Annotated in this window: 16 protein-coding genes and 2 pseudogenes; 8 read left to right on the top strand and 10 right to left on the bottom strand. The window is 75.7% G+C overall.

Annotated elements, in window-relative coordinates:
* Positions 1-11: 11 nt before the first annotated feature.
* On the bottom strand, positions 12-515 hold the full coding sequence (locus ABZ312_RS23425) for a DinB family protein (protein ID WP_500321541.1): 504 nt from the start codon (positions 513-515) through the stop codon (positions 12-14).
* A gap of 7 nt (positions 516-522) precedes the next feature.
* Between ABZ312_RS23425 and ABZ312_RS23420 the strand changes: the two are divergent.
* Positions 523-1,572, top strand: a pseudogene (locus tag ABZ312_RS23420) (MFS transporter); the annotation flags it as partial.
* Between the two features lie 169 nt (positions 1,573-1,741).
* Here ABZ312_RS23420 and ABZ312_RS23415 read toward each other — a convergent pair.
* Positions 1,742-2,752 carry a helix-turn-helix transcriptional regulator gene (locus ABZ312_RS23415; RefSeq protein ID WP_500321542.1) on the bottom strand — a complete coding sequence of 337 codons (1,011 nt, stop codon included), beginning with the start codon at positions 2,750-2,752 and terminating at the stop codon, positions 1,742-1,744.
* A 145-nt stretch (positions 2,753-2,897) separates the two neighbouring features.
* On the opposite strand from ABZ312_RS23415, the gene ABZ312_RS23410 reads away from it, so the two are divergent.
* Positions 2,898-5,282, top strand: a complete 2,385-nt coding sequence (locus ABZ312_RS23410; RefSeq protein WP_500438672.1) for a SpoIIE family protein phosphatase — start codon at positions 2,898-2,900, stop codon at positions 5,280-5,282.
* Between the two features lie 62 nt (positions 5,283-5,344).
* Complete coding sequence (locus ABZ312_RS23405; protein WP_500321544.1) at positions 5,345-6,448, top strand: calcium:cation antiporter; 1,104 nt, start codon at positions 5,345-5,347, stop codon at positions 6,446-6,448.
* Positions 6,449-6,459: 11 nt separating this feature from the next.
* Here the strand turns inward: ABZ312_RS23405 and ABZ312_RS23400 are convergent, their stop codons facing one another.
* Positions 6,460-6,891, bottom strand: a complete 432-nt coding sequence (locus tag ABZ312_RS23400; RefSeq protein WP_500438671.1) for a DUF7919 family protein — start codon at positions 6,889-6,891, stop codon at positions 6,460-6,462.
* Positions 6,892-7,076: 185 nt separating this feature from the next.
* Positions 7,077-9,293, bottom strand: coding sequence for a phage holin family protein (locus tag ABZ312_RS23395; protein ID WP_500321984.1), 2,217 nt, complete (start codon positions 9,291-9,293; stop codon positions 7,077-7,079).
* Between the two features lie 155 nt (positions 9,294-9,448).
* Between ABZ312_RS23395 and ABZ312_RS23390 the strand changes: the two genes are divergently transcribed.
* Together ABZ312_RS23390 and ABZ312_RS23385 are read left to right on the top strand one after the other, a co-directional pair.
* A complete protein-coding gene (locus ABZ312_RS23390) occupies positions 9,449-10,231 on the top strand; it encodes an MBL fold metallo-hydrolase (protein ID WP_500359758.1) in 783 nt (260 codons plus the stop codon).
* The gene (locus tag ABZ312_RS23385; protein ID WP_500321547.1) at positions 10,228-10,896 is read left to right on the top strand and encodes a DedA family protein; all 669 of its coding nucleotides are present in this window, start codon (positions 10,228-10,230) and stop codon (positions 10,894-10,896) included. Before ABZ312_RS23390 ends, ABZ312_RS23385 begins: the two co-directional genes overlap by 4 nt.
* Positions 10,897-11,625: 729 nt before the next feature.
* Here ABZ312_RS23385 and ABZ312_RS23380 read toward each other — a convergent pair.
* Positions 11,626-11,934: pseudogene (locus tag ABZ312_RS23380) on the bottom strand (ABC transporter permease subunit); the annotation flags it as partial.
* Between the two features lie 76 nt (positions 11,935-12,010).
* Positions 12,011-13,246 carry an aminotransferase class I/II-fold pyridoxal phosphate-dependent enzyme gene (locus ABZ312_RS23375; RefSeq protein ID WP_500321548.1) on the bottom strand — a complete coding sequence of 412 codons (1,236 nt, stop codon included), beginning with the start codon at positions 13,244-13,246 and terminating at the stop codon, positions 12,011-12,013.
* Between the two features lie 165 nt (positions 13,247-13,411).
* Between ABZ312_RS23375 and ABZ312_RS23370 the strand changes: the two genes are divergently transcribed.
* The gene (locus ABZ312_RS23370; RefSeq protein ID WP_500438670.1) at positions 13,412-13,573 is read left to right on the top strand and encodes a hydrophobic protein; all 162 of its coding nucleotides are present in this window, start codon (positions 13,412-13,414) and stop codon (positions 13,571-13,573) included.
* A gap of 89 nt (positions 13,574-13,662) precedes the next feature.
* On the opposite strand, the gene ABZ312_RS23365 is transcribed toward ABZ312_RS23370, so the two are convergent.
* Positions 13,663-13,923 (bottom strand): DUF6158 family protein, encoded by a 261-nt coding sequence (locus ABZ312_RS23365; protein ID WP_500321550.1) that lies wholly within the window; start codon positions 13,921-13,923, stop codon positions 13,663-13,665.
* 152 nt (positions 13,924-14,075) lie between these two features.
* Here ABZ312_RS23365 and ABZ312_RS23360 point away from each other — a divergent pair, with 152 nt between their 5' ends.
* On the top strand, positions 14,076-14,456 hold the full coding sequence (locus ABZ312_RS23360) for a DUF2795 domain-containing protein (RefSeq protein WP_499514844.1): 381 nt from the start codon (positions 14,076-14,078) through the stop codon (positions 14,454-14,456).
* A gap of 111 nt (positions 14,457-14,567) precedes the next feature.
* Positions 14,568-16,037: a bifunctional phosphatase PAP2/diacylglycerol kinase family protein gene (locus ABZ312_RS23355; RefSeq protein WP_500321985.1), complete on the top strand. Its 1,470-nt coding sequence runs from the start codon at positions 14,568-14,570 to the stop codon at positions 16,035-16,037.
* Positions 16,038-16,114: 77 nt separating this feature from the next.
* Here the strand turns inward: ABZ312_RS23355 and ABZ312_RS23350 are convergent, their stop codons facing one another.
* From ABZ312_RS23350 to ABZ312_RS23340, 3 genes are all read right to left on the bottom strand, one after another.
* Positions 16,115-16,528: an SseB family protein gene (locus ABZ312_RS23350; RefSeq protein WP_499514843.1), complete on the bottom strand. Its 414-nt coding sequence runs from the start codon at positions 16,526-16,528 to the stop codon at positions 16,115-16,117.
* Between the two features lie 88 nt (positions 16,529-16,616).
* On the bottom strand, positions 16,617-17,687 hold the full coding sequence (locus ABZ312_RS23345; protein WP_500321551.1) for an RNA ligase (ATP): 1,071 nt from the start codon (positions 17,685-17,687) through the stop codon (positions 16,617-16,619).
* A 73-nt stretch (positions 17,688-17,760) separates the two neighbouring features.
* Positions 17,761-19,686 carry a DUF5107 domain-containing protein gene (locus ABZ312_RS23340; protein ID WP_500438669.1) on the bottom strand — a complete coding sequence of 642 codons (1,926 nt, stop codon included), beginning with the start codon at positions 19,684-19,686 and terminating at the stop codon, positions 17,761-17,763.
* Between the last annotated feature and the right edge of the window lie 153 nt (positions 19,687-19,839).

The following is a 19,839-nucleotide window of genomic DNA, read 5'->3' as shown; positions in this document are numbered from 1 at the left end:
GCCGACGACACCTACACGCCGGTCGTGCCGTCGACCAGTTCGCGCAGGAGGTCGAGGTGGCCGTTGTGGCGGGAGGTCTCCTCGACGAGGTGCAGCAAGATCCAGCGCAGGTTGGGGTGGCGGCCGTCGCGGATGGGGCGCTTGGCGACGGCGTCCAGGTCGAGCCCGGCGACGAGCTCGCGATAGCGGGCGGTGTGCGCCTCGTAGTCCGCCAGCACGTCGGCGAGGGGGAGGTCCACGGCGATCCGCATCTCGCGGTCGGGGTCCTCCTCCGTCCAGGGGCCCTCGTCCTCGCCGCCGAGGAACACCACCTCGAACCAGTAGTACTCGACCCAGCGGAGATGGTTGACCAGTCCGCTGAGCGTCATCAGCGGCGAACCCGGGAGCGGGGCGCTGCGGGCGTGCTCGGGCGTGACGCCCTCGCACTTGGCGCGGGCGGTGTCGCGGGCGTAGTCGAGGAGGGTCGTCAGCGCGGAGCGCTCGTCCCATGCGGTGGGCGTGTCTGTTCGTGTCATCGGCGGAATGCTGTCGGGAACGACGGCGGCCCGTCCACTGATTAACCCGGGCCGCCCCGCCGCACCCCCTGACAGCAGACGTCAGCGGAAAGCCGGACCATCGTTCCCCGTGACCACCACCGGACGAACGCAACGTCTCCTCCTGCCCGCCGTGTTCATCACCTCCCTGGGCAACAACATCCAGCTCATCGCCGCGGCCCTGCTGATGGTGCGCGCCCAGGGCTCGCTGCTCGACGTGGGCTGGCTCTTCATCGCCGTCGCCGTCCCCCAGGCCGTGCTGTCGCCGTTGTTCGGCCGGGTCGCCGACCGTTTCGACCGGCGGGCGCTGTGGGCGGGCTGCGACCTGCTCAGCGCCGCCGTGGCCCTGGTGCCTGCGCTGGGTACGGTCCTGGGCTGGCCGCGGGGGGCGGTCGTCTACGGCAGCAACTTCGCGCTGGCCGTGACGGCCGCGCTCTTCGTGCCGGTGAGCGCGGCGTTGATCAAGGAGCGGGTGCCCGCGGGGCGGCTGCGGCGGTTCAACGCCCACTACGAGATGGCGTTGCAGAGCGGGATGCTGCTGTCGGCGGCGGTGGGCGGCCTCGCGCTGCAGTTCGCCGGCCCTGCCCCGCTGTTCGTGTTCAACGCGGCGACCTTCGTGGCCTCCGCGGTCCTCGTCCTGGCGACCGGCCGCGGGGTGGGGAAGCCCGTCACTTCGGGCACCGCCGCCTCGGCCGCGGTGCGGCCGGTCCCGTCGCGGGCGCCGCTCGGCCCGCTGGTCCTGCTGTACGCCCAGGGCAGCGTGGTGGTGACCGTCTTCAACGCCCTGATGCCGGTGCTGGTCATCGCCCAGCTGCACCGGGGCGCCGCCGTCGTCGGTGCGGTGGACGCGCTCGGCGGTGCGGGCTTCCTGCTCGCGGCGGCCGCGTACCGGCGGACGGGGGCCCGGCTGGGGGACCTGCGGCTCGCGCTCACCGGTTTCGCGCTCTGCGCCGTGCTGTTCGCGCTGCAGCCCCGGTTCGGCGTGACGGGGCTGCTGCTGCTCGTGCCGGCCGGGGCCTTCGTCTTCGGGCAGGCGCGCATCGCCTCGCGGACGCTGTTGATGGCCGCGGTCGACGAGGGCCGCGTGGGGCGGGCCTTCGGGGCGGCGAACGCGTACGGGCTCGCCGCGACCGTGGCCGTGATGCTCGGGACCTCGGCGGTCACCGCCCGCGCCGGACTCCTGACCGGCTTCGCGGCGGTCGCCGGTCTCAGCGCGGTGGCGGCCGCAGGGGCGGCGGTGTGGAGCGCGGCGGCCCGTAGAGGACGGCCAGCGCCCGCGCCGACTCCGCCAGCAGCTCCCGCAGCGGAGCCGGCGCCAGGACTTCGAGGTCCGCGCCGAGCCTGAGGAACTCGCCGTGCGCGTGCGCGACCGACTCGATGGGCACGCGGGCGCGGACCCAGCCGTCCGGCTCCCGCTCGCCGTCCTCGGCCACCGCCCGGGCCACGGGGCGTGACAGCAGCGCGGGCAGCCGCTCGGCACCGCGCGGTGACACCCGGATCAGGGCCGTGTCCCGGTGGAGCCGTGCGTGGAACCCGGCGAGGTACTCCCGCCAGTACGCGGCGAGGTCGAAGCCGGGCGGGGTCGCGAACGTCTCGTCGAGGGCGCGCACCTCGAGCATCTGGTCGACCCGGTAGGTGCGCGGGTCGCTCCCGTCGTGGGCGACCACGTACCAGCGGCCCGCCTTGAGCACCAGACCGTACGGTTCGAGCCTGCGGTCGGTCTCGGCGGGCTCGCGCCAGCGGCGGTACCGCACCCGTACGGCCTGCCGGTTCCACACGGCGTCGGCCACCACGGGCAGGTGCGGCACCTGCTCCTCGGAGCTGTACCAGCCGGGCGCGTCCAGCAGGAACCGCCCCCGCACCCGCTCCGCCCGTTCCCGCAGCGCCGGCGGCAGCGCGGCGCTGAACTTCAGCCGGGCCGCCGCCGCGGCCTCCCCGAGCCCCAGCTGCGCGGCCGGATCGGGCAGGGCGGCCAGGAACCACGCCTGCGTCTCGTCGGCGGTCAGGCCCGTCAGCCGGGTGCGGTAGCCGTCGAGCAGCCGGTAGCCGCCCTCGTGCCCGGCGTCGCCGTACAGCGGGATGCCCGCCTCGTGCAGCGACTGCACGTCGCGGTAGATCGTCCGTACGGACACCTCCAGCTCCTCCGCCAGCTCCGCGGCGGTCATCCGCCCCCGCGACTGGAGGAGCAGGAGGAGGGAGACCAGCCGGCTCGCGCGCATGGCGGCAGTATCGCCGCCGCCACCGACAGTGGCCGCAGGACACCATCACAGCGGCCGCGGGGGCGGCCCCGGCCGATTTGATGGTGTCCTGCGGAGCGCGCACCCTGGGGAGGTAGGGACTGCGACGGGTGTGTGATCGCCGACGATGAACACGAGTGACCCCGGGGACCCGGCCGCCACGGCCGTGGTCACCGTCAGCGCGCGGGGGGTGGTCACGGGATGGAGCGCGGGGGCACGACGGCTGCTCGGACACGCGGCGGCGGAGGCGGTGGGACGGCCCGTCGCCGAGGTGTTCGGTGCGCAGGCGCAGGCGATCGCGCTCGACCGGGAGTGGCGCGGCCGGGTGCGGGCGCACCGGCGGGACGGGCGGGAACTCGACCTCGACGTACGGGTCTCCCCCGCGCTGGACGCCGACGACCGGCCCGGCGGCTGTGTCGTGACGGCCTCCTGCGCCGACCCGGACACCGCGCTCCTGCTGTGGGCCTTCCAGCAGTCGTCCGTGGCCATGGCCACGTACGACACCGGGCTGCGCTACCACCGGGTCAACGACGCCGCGGCGGACATGATCGGTGTCCCGGCGGCGGACCTGACCGGCCGGCCGTTCTCCGGGGCGCTCCTGGACGACGAGGGTCGCCGCGGGTTCAACGCCCACCTGCGGCAGGTCGCGGAGACCGGCCGGCCGGCGCACTACGAGAGCCCGGCCGCCGCCGGGGCCACCGTCGGCGACCGGGCGTGGAACACCGAGATGTGGCCGGTGCGGGACCCGCAGGGCCGGATCCGGGGCGTGGCGAGCGCGGCGTTCGACAGCACCGAGCAGTTCCGGGGGCGCCGGCGGCTGGCCCTGCTGAACGAGGCCGGCGCACGGCTCGGCACCACCCTGGACGTGGTGCACACCGCCGACGAGCTGGCGGAGCTGGCCGTGCCGCGCTTCGCCGACTTCGCCAGCGTGGACCTGCTGGACTCGGTGCTGCACGGCGAGGAGCCCCCGCCGGGACCGCCCGGCCTCGGCGTGGAGCTGCGCCGGGTCGCCCACCGCACCGCGTCGGGCCGCGCCCCGGACGCGGCCGTCGACCTCGGCGAGCTCGACGTCTACCCGGAGTTCTCCCCGCCGTCCCGGGCCCTGGCGACCGGCCGTCCCGTGCTCAGCCGGCTGGGGCACCCGGACTTCACGCTGTGGCTGGCGCAGAACAGCCTGCGGGACGCCAAGGTCCAGGAGTACGGCATCCATTCGGTGCTGGCGGTGCCGTTGCGGGCGCGCGGCATCACCCTCGGGGTGGCGGTGTTCATCCGCTGGGCGCGTCCGGAGTTGTTCACCGAGGACGACCTGACGCTGACCGAGGAGCTCGCGGGGCGGGCCGCGGTGTGCGTCGACAACGCCCGCCGCTTCACGCGGGAGCACTCCACGGCGCTGACCCTCCAGCGCAGTCTGCTGCCGCTGCGGCTGCGCGAGCAGGCCGCGGTGGAGGTCGCCTCGCGCTACCTGCCGGCCGGGGCCCGGGCAGGGGTCGGCGGCGACTGGTTCGACGTCATCCCGCTGTCCGGCACGCGGGTGGGCCTGGTCGTGGGCGACGTCGTGGGCCACGGCATCCACGCCTCGGCGACGATGGGCCGGCTGCGGACGGCGGTGCGCACCCTCGCGGACGTGGACCTGGCGCCGGACGAGCTGCTGACCCACCTCGACGACCTCGTCTCGCACCTGGACCCCGAGGACGGCCACGGCCGGGAGGTGTCGCCCGCCGAGACCAGCGGCGAGCTGGGCGCGACCTGCCTGGTCGCCGTGTACGACCCGATCGCGCGCCGCTGCTCCCTCGCCAGCGCCGGGCACCCGCCGCCCGCCGTGCGCCTCCCCGACGGCAGGGTCGAGATGGTCCCGATGTCCGCGGGCCCGCCGCTGGGCGTCGGGGGGCTGCCGTTCGAGGCGGTCGAGCTGGAGCTGCCGGCGGGCAGCATGCTCGCGCTCTACACCGACGGCCTGGTCAAGAGCCGGGACTTCGACCTGGACGCCGGCCTGGCGCGGCTGCGCGCCGCGCTGGCCGCCCCGGCCCCGACGATGGAGGCGGCCTGCGACACCGTCCTGAAGACCCTCCCGTCGGACCGTCCGGTCGACGACGTCGCGCTGCTGCTCGTCCGTACCCGGGCGCTCGACGACGGCCAGGTCGCGGTGTGGGACCTGCCCGGCGACCCCGCGCACGTCGCGGACGCCCGGCAGGCGGTGGCGGAGCGGCTGGTCGCCTGGGGCCTGGAGGACGCGGTGTTCGTCACCGAGCTGGTGGTGAGCGAGCTGGTCACCAACGCCATCCGGTACGGCGCGCCGCCGATCCAGCTGCGGCTCATCCGCGACCGCACCCTGATCTGCGAGGTGTCCGACGGCAGCAGCACCGCCCCGCACCTGCGGCGTGCCCTGTCCGACGACGAGGGCGGCCGCGGCCTGCTGCTGGTGGCGCAGTTGAGCCAGTCCTGGGGTACCCGGCAGACCTCCGCCGGCAAGACCATCTGGGCCGAACAGGCGTTTCCCCCGGCCGGGCGATGAGCGGCGGCACGTCCGGGCGCCCCGCGTCGCGCCGACCCTGACGAGCTGTCAGTCTCGGAGGCATGACCGCTCGCTTCCCCGTGTCCGCCCTGCACTGGACGGTCCTCGTCCCGGTGCTCTCGGTGGTCCTGCTGGCCCTGACGTGGGGACGGACGCTGCCGGTGGCCGTGGTCGTGGTCGTCGCGGTCTTCCTGGCCGTCGCGGTGCTCGCCGCCGTCCACCACGCGGAGGTGGTGGCGCACCGGGTGGGTGAACCCTACGGCGCGCTCGTGCTGGCGGTGGCGGTGACCGTCATCGAGGTGGCCCTGATCCTCACCCTGACGGCGGACGGCGGCCCGAAGAGCGCGGGCCTGGCCCGTGACACCGTCTTCGCCGCGGTCATGATCACGTGCAACGGCATCATGGGGCTCTGCCTGCTGGTGGGGGCGCTGCGCCGGCGGGTGGCGGTCTTCAATCCGGAGGGCACGGGCGCCTCCCTGGCGACGGTGGCGACGCTCGCCACCCTCAGCCTCGTGCTGCCGACGTTCACCACCAGCACCCCCGGCCCGCGCTTCTCCACCGCCCAGCTCACCTTCGCCGCGCTGGCGTCGCTGGTGCTGTACGGCCTGTTCGTCGCGACGCAGACGGTGCGGCACCGCGCGTACTTCCTGCCGGTGAAGCCGGGCGGCGAGGTGATCGACGTCTCGGAGGACGACTCCGTCCCGCCCACCGTCCGCGCCGCGTTGTTCAGCCTGGCGCTGCTGGTGGTGGCGCTGGTCGCGGTCGTGGGGCTGGCCAAGGTGGAGTCGCCGACGATCGAGCAGGGCGTGCAGTACGCCGGCCTGCCGTCCTCCTTCGTCGGCGTCGTCATCGCCCTGCTGGTGCTGCTGCCCGAGACCATCGCCGCGGTGCGCGCGGCCGCCCGCGACCGTGTGCAGACCAGCCTCAACCTGGCGCTCGGCTCGGCGATGGCGAGCATCGGGCTGACCATCCCGGCGGTCGCGGTGGCCTCGGTGTGGATGTCCGGCCCGCTGCTGCTGGGGCTCGGCGCCACGCACATGGTGCTGCTGGCGATCACCGTCGCCGTGGGCACCCTGACGGTGATACCGGGACGCGCCACGCCGCTGCAGGGCGCGGTGCACCTGGCCCTGCTGGCGGCGTACATGGTGCTCGCGATCAGTCCCTGAGCCGGTGGGGCCTACCGGCAGCCGACGACGACGCGGCCGGCCAGGACGGCCTCGACGAAGGGCTCGGGCGGGGCGTAGCGGTGGGCCAGGACGTAGTGGACGACCAGGTCGGGCGCGATCAGCCAGGTGCCGGCGCCGACCTCCACCCGTACCTCGCCGTGGCCCACGAGGATCCGCTCGCCGCCGCGGGACACGCTCACCGGCTTGAAGCGACCGCCCCCGACCAGCCTGCGGCGGCACAGGGTGCAGCCGTACCAGCCGTGGGTGATGGCGCACAGGTGGTCGCGGCACAGGGCGAAGAGGCGGTCGGCGAACTCCTCGGAGGGCTCCGCCTGCGGGTAGGGACGGGCGGGGTCCAGCCAGCCGACGGCGCGGGCGGAGACGTCCGGCGGAATCGTTTCTGTGAAGTAGGCGTACGGGCTCAGGTCCTCGTAGTACGGCATCGCAGCCTCCCCCACCCGCGGACCCCGCCCGCGCACACCGTCCGATCGATCGCGGGCAAGCGTCCAGCAGCGGCGCCCGTAGGTCAATCACCCGTACGTGGCGGGCCTGCGCCGGTGCGCCCCCGGCGGCCGTGCGGTCCACCCGAAGGAGACCCGCGCCGGACACCAGTCCCGTGCGCGGCGCGTCAGCCGACGACCGGTTGCTCGTCCTTGCCGTCCTCGACCGGGGGCGCCTGCGCCAGGGGCTTGCGGCCGAGCCAGCCGCCCAGCAGCTCGTGCACGGCCCCGGCGCCCACCAGGCGTTCCAGCGGATCGGGACCGTCCAGGTCGAACGGGTGCAGCAGGAAGGCCCGGCTCTGGTCGCCGCCCAGGCCGCCGTGCGAGCCCACCTGCTCCTCGAAGGCGTGCACGGTCCGGGTGACCGGGTCGTACGCCGAGTTGACCATGAGGTCGGCGGCGTGCGGGAAGCGGGCGGTGCGCAGCACCGCGGCCGCCGCGCCCGGCCCGAACGGCGCCAGCGGGTCGCGGCCGGTGACCCGGCCCGTCTCCAGCTCGTGCTCGCCGCCGTCCCCGCCCAGCACCAGCGGCCCGCGCTCCCGGTCCAGGACCAGCACGAAGCCGACCCCCGGGTGCTCGGCCAGCGTCCGCAGCAGGGCCGGGTGGCGGGCCTCGACGCCCTGCCGGTCCGCCCGCCCCGGGAGGTCGGGGAAGGAGATCAGCGCCAGGTTCCCCGAGGCCAGCACCACCGGGTCCGAGGACGGCCCCGCCGTCTCCTGCTCCTCGCCCGCGCGGCCCCCGTGCTCCGGGCGGTGCAGTGCCGCACGGGCCGCCGCGCGCGCCTCGGCGCCGCTGGCCGTGCCCCGCACGCGGCGGCGCACCGGCAGCCCGCACCCCGCCCGGACCAGGTCCCGCAGGGTCAGCCCGTACGCGGACTCGAAGGTCTCGCCCTCGCTCTGGCCGTGATCGGACAGCAGCACGATCCGGTAGGGGCGCGGCGCGTACCGGGAGGCGTCGGCGATCAGGCGGATGGCGCGGTCCAGACGCCGCAGCACCCGCATCGCGTCCCGGCTGCGCGGCCCCGAGTGGTGCGCGACCTCGTCGTACGCGACGAGGTCGGCGTAGACGGCACCCCGCCCGGCGAGCATGTCGCCGACGACGGCCGCCACCGCCACGTCGCGCTCGACGACGGTGGCGAAGGCCCGCAGGAAGGGGTAGAGGCCGCCGCGCCGCACCCGGGGACGCTCGTGACGCAGCCGCGCCGAGGTGGACTCCGTGATCTCGCGCACGACCTCCGCGACGAAGGACGCGGCGGTGCGCACCGCGTTGGCCGGGTCGGAGAAGTACGCGAAGTAGCCGGTCCGGGAGCGGGTGGCGCCGACCCGGGCGAGGACGGCCGCGGGATCGCCGCCCTCCGGGGCGCCGACCGCCCGGGACCGCAGCCGTGCCATCGCGAGCCGGTCGGCGGAGAAGCGCCGGCGACGGGTCGACACCGACATCACGAGCGCCAGCTGCTCGGCGCCGCCGCTGAACAGGTTGCCCCGGCTTGCGCCGTCCGGCGCCAGCAGCCCCGCCCGCCCGGTGCGGGCGACCGCGCGGCGCTCCAGCTCGGCCGCGCACGAGGGCCGGTTGCAGACCATGACCTGCCCGGTCTCCTTCTCGTACCAGCGGAAGGCGGGCACGTCCTCGTTGCTGCCGTGCAGGATGGCCAGCTGACTGGCGCCGGTCTGGCTGCTCCAGTCGGTGGTCCACGGCACCAGGCGGTGGCTGCCGTCGAGCCAGTCGGCGACGGTCTCCATCGCCGGGGGGCGCAGCCTCCCCTTGCGCGTCACCGGGCGCACGGCCTCGCGCAGCACGTCGTGCCCGACGCCGTCCAGCTGGACGAAGACGAAGCCCGGCTCCCGCGGGCCGTCCGCGCCGGCGGGGTCGTGGCCCGCGCCCCCGCGACGCCGGCCGGCCAGGCGCGCCAGGCGCCGGCCGTACGCCGCGTCGTCGCGCATGGCGAGCGTCGTGCTCGTCGCGGACGACGCCGCCGACATCACGGCGGCGATCACCACGGCCGTGGCCGGCGCGATGTCACCCTGCCAGTCGGGGGTGAAGCGGAAGGCGAGCAGCAGCAGCGAGCCGTTGAGGAAGAACACCAGCAGGCCCAGCACCAGCGCGGGCACCAGCAGCACGGCCCGTACCAGCACCGGCCAGACCAGCGCGCTCAGCAGACCGAAGGCACCGGCGGCGGCCGCCGCCGTCACCGCGATGCGGGTGGGGCTGTCGCCGCCGGGCGACTGGATGCGGAAGTCGGGCAGGATCCCGGCGAGCACGGCCATCGTCGCCGTCACCACCACCCACACGACCAGCACGCGGACGATCGCGCCCCCGGCGGCCCGCCACCGACGCAGCACGCCCACCCTCTCCACGTCTCCTCACGTCTGCGCACGTCCCCGCGCGTCCCCGAACACGAATACCCCCAGACTGTCACAGTCCCCCCTGGGCCCCGCGGCGCACCGGGGGCACACGGCGGGCGCGCCGGAGCATAGGCTCGGGGCGAGACGAGGAGGCACGAGTGGCGGTCGAGATCACCTGGTGGGGACACGCGACGGTGACCGTGCGGGACTCGGGGGTGCGCGTGCTCACCGATCCGCTCTTCGCCCCGCGCCTGGCCCACCTGCGCAGGCGGCGCGGCGCGGTCCCGCCGCCGGGCGCGGCCCTGGCGGACGTCGCCGTCATCTCCCACCTGCACGCCGACCACCTGCACACCGGCTCGCTGGCCCGGCTCTCCCGGGGTACCCGGGTACTGGTGCCGCGCGGGGCCCCCGCCGCGGTGCCCCGGCTGCGGCGGCTCGCGGCGGACCGGCGGCTGGAGCTGACCGAGGTCGCCCCCGGTGACGAGGTGAAGGTGGACGCGCTGACGGTACGCGTGGTGAGCGCCGCGCACGACGGACGGCGCCTGCCGTACGGGCCGCGCCGCTCCCCCGCGCTGGGCTACGTGCTGGTGGGCGAGGAACGGACCTACTTCGCCGGGGACACCGGGCTGTTCGACGGGATGGCGGACGAGGTCGGCCCCTGCGACGCCGCCCTGCTGCCCGTCGGCGGCTGGGGACCGTTCCTCGGCACCGGCCACCTCGACGCCGGGCGCGCCGCCCGGGCCCTGGCGCGGCTCGCCCCGCGCGCCGCCGTCCCCATCCACTACGGGACGTACTGGCCGATCGGCATGGACGCCGTCCGGCCGCACGAATTCCACGCCCCCGGCGAGGAGTTCGTCCGGCTCGCCGGGCAGCTGGCACCGGCGGTGGCGGTGCACCGGCTGGAGCACGGCGAGAGCATGCTGCTGGAGGCCGCCAGGTGAGCGGACTCACCCTGCTCGCGGAGCAGACCTCCTCCCAGTCCACCGGCCAGGTGGTCGGCTACCCCTCGCTCTTCCTGCTGGTCGTGCTCGGCTCGCTCGTGCCGGTCGTGCCCACCGGCGCGCTCGTCAGCAGCGCCGCCGTCGTCGCCTTCCACCAGACCGCCCCCTTCTCCCTCGCGCTGGTCTTCGTCGTCGCCGCGGGCGCCGCCTTCCTCGGCGATATGGGCCTCTACCTGCTCGGCCACCGCGGCGTACGCTCCCGCAACGGCTCGCGCTGGCTGCGGCAGCTCCAGCAACGCGCCGATCCCGCACGCCTGGCCGACGCGCAACGCCGGCTCGACGACCACGGCGTCGCCGTCCTCGTCCTGTCCCGCCTGATACCCGCCGGGCGCATCCCGGTGATGGTCGCCTGCCTGCTCGCCGAGATGCCCGTCCGCCGCTTCGCGCGCGGCGACGTCCCCGCCTGCCTGGCCTGGGCGGCGGCCTACCAGCTCATCGGCATCCTCGGCGGCACCCTCTTCCCCGAGCCGTGGCAGGGCGTCCTGCTCGCCGTCGCGCTCACCCTCCTCATCGCCTCCGCCCCCCAGCTCTGGCGCCGCCTGCACGGCCTCAGGGCGACCTCCGCCACCCCCGACGACACGCCGGCCGAACACCCCGGCCACTGACCGCCTCCCGGCGGGGGGTGCTTCCGGACCCACGGCCGCCCCTTCGGCCGGCCGGGCGCACAGTGCTCGCGGATCCCCGAACAATCCGGCCCAAACGCCGCTCGTCATCAGGTCGGACGACACCCCCGGCCGCCACGCGCGCCCACGCCGGCTCCGTACCGAAGGCGCTCACACCACCCCCCGACGACACCCCGGCCACCGACCGCCTCCCGGGAGCCCCGGACCCGCCGACGTCCACGGATGTAGCCCCGCCATCCACGCCCGTCTTCAAGGCGCCGCTCGCGGCCTACCGGCTGGAGAGCGCGGCAGCGGGCCCAGGTACGCGCCGTCGTCAGGGCACCGGGCCTGCGGCGGTTGCGCGACGGTGCCTGGGAAGGCGGATGGCGCCGCCCCGCAGCCGGCGCCCCTACGGCCGCGGGTCGGCACCCACGGGTCACATAGGCCTCACCCCGGCCGCCCGGGGGCCCGCAGCCCGCGCGGGCGCACGGCGCTGACGGCCCCTGCCGCAGCAGCCACGCGCGCCCTGCGCCGGCCTCATTGCGCCCGCAGCGGCTCCGTGCCGAACCCGCCCGCACTCACACCGCGCACCCAGGGGGACAGCCGCTTCGCGGAACTCGCCCCGGACGGCCCCGCGTTCGTGCCCGGCCAGACGACCTCGGCCGCGGCACCGGCGCGGAGCGATCTCCACGCCGTCACGTCAGCGCACCCGTCGCGCCGCGGTACGCCGCGGAAGCCCGGGCCGGCGGGCACCGCACTGAAGTTGTACAGGAACAGCAGCACGACGATGAGCGGCACCGAGCGGAACAGCCAGGTGTACGTCCAGCTGACGGCGCGCAGCACGGGGCTGCCGGAGAGCCTGGCCAGTGCGAGCGCGATCCCGCCGAGCAGGCCGGGCACAGCGCTGTACGCGGCCACCTCCAGGGTGATGAGCAGCCCGTCCAGGATCACCGGCCGGACGAACCAGTACGCGAAGCGGTCCCACTGGTAGAAGGGGTTGGTCACCAGGCCGTGGGCGATCTGGGCGACGAGCACGAGCACGACCGCGGTGGGCGGCCCGCTCGGCGAACTCGCGCGCGGCGTCCTGCGGCAGAGCCGTCACCGTCACCAGCGAGGCTCAGGCGGCGCCCCTGGCCAGGCCGGTGATCGCGGACTCGAGGTCGGACAACGCCGCGGCGACGTGGGGGAGTTCGAGGGGGGACGCGGAGGTGAGGGCGGCGTGGCGCTGGCGGTCGTCGGTGCCGTGGAGGGGGCCGGTGTCGATGCGGACGTGGAGGGCGGACGGGTCGTCGCCGAAGCGGTGGCCGCCGGGGACCGGCCGGCCGAGGCGGGCGGACAGGGCGGCCTCCAGGGTGGGCGCGTCCGTGACGCCGGCGGCTGCCAGGGCGTGCCGCAGGGGGCCGAGGTCGGCGTAGAGGTGGAAGCCCGCTTCGGGTGGGCGGCACAAGGCGCCCGCACGGGTGACCGCCACGTACGAGGCAGCGCCGAGGGCGGCGTGCAGGCGGGTGGCGGCGGCGAGATGGGCCCGGACGTCCGCGCCCTCGGCGAGCGCGTGGGCGGCCGTGGCGGCCACCGGCTCCGCAAGCACCGCGCGCAGCCCGGCGCAGCGGTCCGCCACGGCGGCACGCAGGCGCGCGCCCTCGGCGGTGGCCGGGAAGCGGGCGATCGCCACGGGCCAGGACGGCGGGGCCAGGGCGGCGCACAGGTCCACGACGACGATCGTCCGGCCGGGCAGCATCTCGGCGGGGGTGAGCAGCACGGTCTCGTGCGGATGGTGCACCGTGTCGGCGTACGTCTCGTCGGAGACCAGCAGCAGCCCGCACTGCTCGGCCGCCTCGCACACCTCGTGCAGCAGTTCCGGGGGCGTCACCGTCCCACTGGGGTCGTCGGCGGCCGACATGAGCAGCACGCGCGGGTCGCTGCCCTCCGCGCGGGCCCGGCGTACCGTTTCCAGCAGGGCGAAGGGGTCGGGTGCGCCGCCGCCCACCGCGGGGGTCTGCACGGTCGTGGCGCGCCGGCCCAGGGTCCGCACCAGCGGCGCCTGCCAGGCGGCGGCGGGCCTGGCGAGCACGACGTCGCCGTCCACCGCGGCGAGCAGCGCCAGCAGCAGGGGCTCCGCGCCCGGCGCGGCGACGGTGTCGGCCGCGGTCGTGGCGAGCCCACGGCGCTCCCAGTGACCCGCGGCGGCCGCGCGCACCGCCTCACCGCCCCCGGGCGGCTCCGGCACGGCACCGCCCGGCATGCCCGCGGACAGCCGCTCCGCCCAGTACGGCGGCACCGGCAACCCCGGGTCGGGGCGCAGACCGGCCCGCGCGAGGCGCCCGGCAGGGGCCGGCGGTGAGGTCCGCTGCATCCGTACCTCCGGTGGGATCGGGTGACCGGCGGGATCCGGCGACCGGGCACGGCCCGGCCCCCGCCGCCACCCTCGCACGCGCTCCGCGCTCCCGCCGCCGGGGCGCGCGAATCCCGCTGCGTGCCACCGGGAATCCAGGGCAACCGGAATCCAGGAGGTGTTCCCATGGTCCCGCTGCTCGTCGTCCTGCTACTGGCCCTCGTCCTGTTCGGCGCGGCTTTCGCGGTCGACGTCCTGTGGTGGGCCGCCCTGCTCGTCCTGGTGCTGTGGCTGCTCGGATTCGTGGCACGGAGCGGTTCCGGCGGCTCGCGCTGGTACCGGTGGTAGTGGACGCGACCGCGAGCGGCAGGAGAGGCGTGCGGCGGCCGTCGGGGGGCCGCGCGCCCCGGATCCGCGAGGTCTCCTCGCCCGGTCCGCTATTGCTGCGCCTGGACCGGCATGCGCAGGGTCCGGGCCCTCGCCCCGGCCCGCGTACGGCCGGCGGAGACCATCCGATGGGGATGACGGCGCAGGTACTCGCCCTCCAGGGCCGCCATCCGCGAGTTGTGGGCGTCGAGGGCCGCCCCGGAGCCGTAGAGCAGCGTCTCGTGGCGGGTCCGGTGGACCGACTCCAGTTCCTGCACCAGTTGTCGTTCGTCCAGGTCTGCGGGGTCGACCCCGCCGGGGTAGCGGCTCATGGGTCGCGCACCTTCCTTTCGCCTCCTGTCACCTCGCCCGTTTGGTACCCCCGGTGCGGGGATTCATCCGCTTCTGTGGGCATTCAACAGGCATCGGACCCCTGGTCCGGGTAGACGATGGAGAGACCTGACCCCTGAGGAAAGGAGCCACCGTGCAACGAGGAAGCGACCGTCTGAGCGTCCACCGTGACGACGAGATGAAGCACGAGCTGCGCGAGCTGCTGCGCTCCGGGCACTCCACCCGGGTCGAGGAGTGGCACGACCCCGAACCCGCCGCCGACGACGACCCCGAGGTCGGCACCGGGCCCGCCTGGGCGGGTGCCCCCGAGGGCACGGCGGTGCGGTTCGAGCTCGGCAGGCATCTGACCCGGGAGCCGTTCCCCGCCCGGCGCGGCGACCTGCTGCGGGCCCTGCGCGACCGGCACGCGCCGGACCCCCTGACCGACCTGGTGGACGGACTCCCCGGCGACAACCGGCGGTACGCCAACGTCCAGGAAGTCGTACGGACGCTGGGCATGCGCCCGGAGGCCTGACGGGCCGCACGACCGCGACGCGGGCCGCGGGGCCGGTCCACCGGTCCCGCGCGCCGCGCGCCCGCACCGACCGCACCGTCCGGGAATCGATCGATCGTGGAGGTAGCCGTTGTGCGCCGGATCCTGAGCGCATGGGACAAGGAGCTGTTCCTGAACGTGGCGACCCGTTCGTGGCCCGCCGCCGAGCCGGTGCTGCCGCGGCTCAGCAAGGCGGCCAACCACGGGCTGCTGTGGTTCGGGGTCGCGGCCGGCATCGCGGCCGTCGGCGGCCGCACCGGCCGGCGCGCCGCCCTGCGCGGCGCCGCGTCGCTGGCGGTGGCGTCGGCGGTGGTCAACACCGTCGGCAAGGGCGCGGTGCGCCGCAACCGCCCGGTCCTCGACGCCGTGCCGGTGATGCGCCGGCTGTCGCGACAGCCCGGCACCACGTCCTTCCCGTCCGGCCACGCCGCGTCGGCCGCCGCGTTCGCCGCCGGCGTCGCCCTGGAATCGCCCCGCTGGGGCGCCGTGGTGCTGCCGGTCGCCTGGTCTGTGGCGTTCTCCCGGATCTACACCGGTGTGCACTACCCCAGCGACGTCGCCGCCGGGATGGCCCTCGGCGCGGGCGCGGCCCTGGCCGTGCGCGGCCTGGTCCCCACCGGGCGGCAGCTGGCGGTGCCCCCCACCCCCCGGGCCGACGCCCCGGCCCTGCCCGACGGCCGCGGGCTGTACGCGGTGGTCAACGAGGTCTCCGGCCCTCCGCCGCTGCTCGGCCCGCCGGCCGAGCGGCTGCGCGGCGCGCTGCCCGAGGCCGTGGTCGAGGAGTGCTCCGAGGACGACGACCTCGCCGAGATGCTGGAGAAGGCCGCCCAGCAGGCCGCGGAGGCCGGCGGCGCGCTCGGCATCCACGGCGGGGACGGCAGCGTCAGCCTCGCCGCGTCGGTCGCGCTGCGGCACGGTGTGCCGTTGCTCGTCTCCCCCGGCGGCACGTACAACCACTTCGCGCTCGACCTGTCGATCGAGAGCATCGAGGACGCCGCACGGGCGGCCCGGGAGGGCACCGCGATCGCCGTCGACGTCGCGCGGGTCTCCCCGACCGGCGACGCCGCTGGCGAGGAGGACGGGTCCGCGCGGTCCACGGTCTTCCTCAACACCTTCAGCATCGGCGTCTACCCCGACCTGGTCCGCTACCGCGAACGCTGGTCGCGGCGCGTGGGCAGCTGGCCCGCGGGGGTGCTGGCCGCGCTGCACGTGCTGCGCACCTCCGCCCCGATCGACTTGGAGATCAACGGACGTCGGCACTCGGTGTGGATGCTCTTCGCCGGCAACGGCGCCTACCGCAGCATCGGCCCGGCGCCGCTGCGCCGCCGTGCCCTGTCCGACGGGCAGCTCGACGTCCGCATCGTCCCCGGCAGCCCCTACGCCCGCACCCGTCTGCTCGCGGCCGCCCTCACCGGCTCCACCACGGCCCTGCTGCGGCGGCTGCGGATCGGCGGCGTGGACCCCGGCGTCCGCCTGGCCTTCGACGGCGAGGTGGCGCCCGCACCGCGCGACCTGATCATCGACAAGGCCAACGAGGCCCTGACCGTCTACCGGCCGCTCTGACCCGGGCAGCACGACGCGGGCCGCGCTCCCCGGGGGCGCGGCCCGCGTGGCACGCGCGGGTGGGCGGACGCCGTCGGTCAGCCCGACAGGCCTGCCAGCGCACGGACGCCCTCGCCCTTGATGGTGAGGGTGTCCGGCGATCCCGCGTCTATCGCGAGCGTGAGCTCGTCGGACGGCCAGCCGCTGCTCAGCGCCGCGAGGGGCAGGATGCGGTACCCCCGCGCGTTCGGCAGGGCGTGCGCCAGGCGCACCTCCGAGGTGAAGACCGGGACCAGCTTCGTCCCGTCCTCCTGCTCGAAGACCGGCAGGCTGATCGTCTCCTGCTCCGCCCCGTCCCCAGCGGACTCCTCCGGCGCCCCCGGCACCGGCAGCAGGATGTCGCTGGCGGCCAGGGTGCTGAGCGCGGCCGCGTTGTCACCGCCGGTGGCGATCTCGTGCAGGGCACGCTGTGCCGGGGGCTGCGCACCGTTCGGAGTGGTGAAATCGGTCATGGCCGTTCCCTTTCCGTTGCTTGCGTACGGGGTGGCTCGGGGGCTGCGCGTACCCAGCGGGGGAACGGTCATGCGTGCTCCGCGGGTGTCACTCGTACTCGGTGCCGCCCTTGCGGGTGAGGTAGGCGTCGCTGACCGCCTTGAGGACGGCGCGTCCGCCGAGCTCGGGGCTGTGCCGGTCGGGGGCCGCCCGGACCACGACGCCCTCGCGCAGGTGCAGGGCGCGGCCGGAGACGGTCTCGGCGCCCCGCGCGAGCTCCAGGACGACGTCGAGGTCGTACGGGCCCTGGTGGAGCGTGGGCACCAGCGGCACGCTCCCGGCCGGGAGGACCTCGGCGGGGTCGAGCCAGCGGACCGCCCCGTCGATCTCGGCGGCGACGTCGAAGGCCGCGTAGCCGGGCGTGCCGCGGCCCGCGTCGGCGCCGTAGCCGAGGTCCTGGACACCGGCGCCGTAGACCTCGCCGAAGATCGCCACGCGGGTGGCGCCGAGCCGGCCGGCGAGGGCCGCGGCGACGTCGGGCAGGCCGTGTCCGCGGACGGCGCGCCAGTAGAGGTTGCCGTCGGCCTCCTTCAGGGCGAGGCGCTGGGCGCCCAGCCCTTTGGAGGTGACCAGCACACGTCCCGAGTCGGCGAGGTAGGTCAGGCAGCAGGCCGTTCCGTGGAGCTTCTCGGTGATCGCGACCGGCTCGCCCTCGCCGAACACCTCGGGGTGGCGCTTGACGTTCTCGATGTCGATCCACGGCAGCAGGTCCGGCGCGGACTCCACGTCGCCGCTCATCGACACCGGGACAGGCGGCACCCACTTGGTGATGCCGAGCAGCTCCGCGAAGTCGGTGGCGTCGCCGGCGGCCCGCGCCAGGTCCGTGCCCTCGAGCGCGGCCGGGCGGCAGACGATGCCCTGGGACAGCTCGCCGCGCAGCCGCACCGCCTTGACGCGGTCGGCCGCGGGGCCGGCGAGCCGTCCGGTCAGGCCGAGCTCGTCGATGAGCGCGGAAGGCAGCACGGACTGCTCGGGGATGTACAGCGCGAAGTCACCGGTCCGGTAGGCGCCCTTGGCCACGACCGCCCGGTAGAGGCCGACCTGGGCGAGTTCCAGGGCGTCCGCGTTCGGGTGGTCGTGGACGGTGAGCCGTTCGGCCGTGACGCGCAGCGTCGACATCGGGTTCCCCCTCGTGGTGGTGCGTGGATCGGACCACTGTGCGGGGTGCCGCGCGTCGCGGGCGAACGGTTTTTCAGGGTGCCGGTGCCATCCGGAAGTCGTACGCCCGGGGCAGCGGTTCGTCGGTGAGGGCCTGCCATGTGGTGTGCAGCGACTCCTCCCCCTCCCTGAGGTCGTCGACGGTGAAGCCCTCGTCGAAGACGGCCCGAGCGGCCGCGACGTCGCCCGCGGCGAGCAGGACTTGGGCGTGCAGCAGCCGGAAGCGCCCGCGGGCGCGGAGGGCGCCGGGCAGGGCTTCCAGCACGGCGGCGGCGTCGCCGGGGCGGCGGGCGGCCAGAAGGGCCGGTACGGCCTCGCGGGCCAGGGCGCCCGCGGCGGTGGCCCAGGCGTCGCCCCCGGGGACGGCCCGGAAGGCGTCGAGGTGGCGCTGGGCGGCGCGCTCCGGATTGCCGTCGGTCTGGTCGGCGACGGCCAGGCAGTGCAGCGGCAGGCACGAACCCGACCCCGCGGCGGCCCGTTCCCAGCTGAGCACGGCCTGGGCGCGGTCACCTGCGTGCCACTGGGCGAGGCCCAAGTGGTAGTCCAGGGCCCAGCCGTTGCCCTCGTAGGTGGCCGCGGTCTCCAGCAGTTCCCGCCACTCCGGGGAGACGAGCGCGGGGCCGGGGACGGAGTCCTCGCCGAGCCGCGGGAAGACCCCGGCGAGCAGGAGTTCCAGCCAGGGTTTCTGCCGCTCGCCCATGGTGTCGGCGGCGAAGGGCGTGCCGGGCAGGTCGAAGCGGCCGCGGGTGACCTCCAGCGCACCCCAGCCGGAGCCGGTGGCGAGGACGTCCTTGGGCTCGGTGTCCGCGGCGGGCAGCCACGCCTCGTGGGCGGCGCGCAGGTGTTCGCGCGGCAGGACCGCCTCCAGCCGTTCCGCCACGGCGCGGGAACCGGCGCCGGGAGCGGTCTCCAGCGGGCCGTAGGCCTCCAGCCAGCTCACGGCGGCACCCGGGGCCAGGGGGAGGTGTTCCAGCTGGGTGGGGGCGAGTCCGGCCTGGATCTCCAGGTAGCCCGGGGCGTCGCCCTCGTCCCCGGCGAGCCAGCGTTGCCAGCGGCGTCCGCCGGGACCCCGGCCCCAGACGAAGAGCTTGCGGCCGCCGAGGGCGTCGGTGGAGGTCTGCACGAGGCCGCGGCCGTCGGCGTCGAGGGCGGCGATCCAGGGGCGGGTGCCGTCGGGCAGGTCGTAGAACCAGTCCGCGGGGTGCTCGGAGGCGGTGGGCGCCTCGGGGGCGGGCACCCGCTGGAGGGTGCGGGAGGCGCCGAAGTGCCAGGCGTGGGTGGCGGGTGCGACGACGCGGGTGCCAGGTGTCTGGGGTACGGCGGTGTTGGACCACCAGTAGAGGGGAACGGTCCGGTGGTGAGGATTGCGGACGCGTACCCCCGCGTAGAGGAAGTCGGAGCCCTCGGGGAGCCACAGGTCGATCTGGAACGGCAGGTCGCGCAGCCGCTCCCACTCCCAGAGGCGGAGCATCTCGCCGCCGTCGGGGGCGGGGACGCGGGCGGCGTGGAGCCGGGCGCAGCTGAGCGTGGTGTGCCCGGTGGCGCCGGGGTTCCATTCGACGCCGCCGGAGAACCAGGCGCCGGCGAGGCCGAAGTCGGCGTACTGCAGGACGGGGTCGGCGTGCAGCAGTTCACGGCCCGTGGGCTTGTGGTGCAGCGCGTACAGGCGGCCGCCGAGGCCGGGCAGGACGGTGGCGCGCAGCCGGTCGTTCTCCAGGACGACCGCGTCCAGCGCGGTGGGCACGCGTTCGCGGGTGTAGCCGTCGAGACGCGGTACGGGGAGCAGGGTGCGCAGTTGCCCGTAGGCGATGCGCCGGGCCATGCCGGGCGGGAGCGCGGCGCTCTCGGCGGGGTCGAGGACGTGCGGGTCCCCGGACGCGCGGAGCGCGGGCAGGGGGTTCTCCGGGCCGAGCGGGCTGGCCGGGAGGGTGAGGGTGGTGCGTCGCACGGTGGTGGCCAAGAGGTCCCTCTCTCTGTCACCGGTGGTCGGGTGAGGACATGGAACCCCCTTTCGGCCTGCGCCGTCAGGGGTTTGGACCTCACGGAACGGGCCGCGTGCGGACTTCAATATATGGTGAACGTCATTTTGGCCTTCTTTTGCCGTCGGACAGGT

This window comes from Streptomyces sp. NPDC006207, assembly GCF_040613835.1.
Lineage (GTDB): Bacteria > Actinomycetota > Actinomycetes > Streptomycetales > Streptomycetaceae > Actinacidiphila.
Note: the sequence above shows the minus strand (reverse complement) of the source record. Positions and strands in the feature narration are given on the sequence as shown.

What these genes read in the sequence shown, in the direction of transcription:
- ABZ312_RS23405 (WP_500321544.1), top strand. Translation starts at nt 5,345, where the DNA reads ATGACCGCTCGCTTCCCCGTGTCCGCCCTGCACTGGACGGTCCTCGTC.
- ABZ312_RS23415 (WP_500321542.1), bottom strand. Translation starts at nt 2,752, where the DNA reads ATGCGCGCGAGCCGGCTGGTCTCCCTCCTCCTGCTCCTCCAGTCGCGG.
- ABZ312_RS23400 (WP_500438671.1), bottom strand. Translation starts at nt 6,891, where the DNA reads ATGCCGTACTACGAGGACCTGAGCCCGTACGCCTACTTCACAGAAACG.
- ABZ312_RS23350 (WP_499514843.1), bottom strand. Translation starts at nt 16,528, where the DNA reads ATGACCGATTTCACCACTCCGAACGGTGCGCAGCCCCCGGCACAGCGT.
- ABZ312_RS23370 (WP_500438670.1), top strand. Translation starts at nt 13,412, where the DNA reads ATGGTCCCGCTGCTCGTCGTCCTGCTACTGGCCCTCGTCCTGTTCGGC.
- ABZ312_RS23410 (WP_500438672.1), top strand. Translation starts at nt 2,898, where the DNA reads ATGAACACGAGTGACCCCGGGGACCCGGCCGCCACGGCCGTGGTCACC.
- ABZ312_RS23345 (WP_500321551.1), bottom strand. Translation starts at nt 17,687, where the DNA reads ATGTCGACGCTGCGCGTCACGGCCGAACGGCTCACCGTCCACGACCAC.
- ABZ312_RS23425 (WP_500321541.1), bottom strand. Translation starts at nt 515, where the DNA reads ATGACACGAACAGACACGCCCACCGCATGGGACGAGCGCTCCGCGCTG.
- ABZ312_RS23365 (WP_500321550.1), bottom strand. Translation starts at nt 13,923, where the DNA reads ATGAGCCGCTACCCCGGCGGGGTCGACCCCGCAGACCTGGACGAACGA.
- ABZ312_RS23375 (WP_500321548.1), bottom strand. Translation starts at nt 13,246, where the DNA reads ATGCAGCGGACCTCACCGCCGGCCCCTGCCGGGCGCCTCGCGCGGGCC.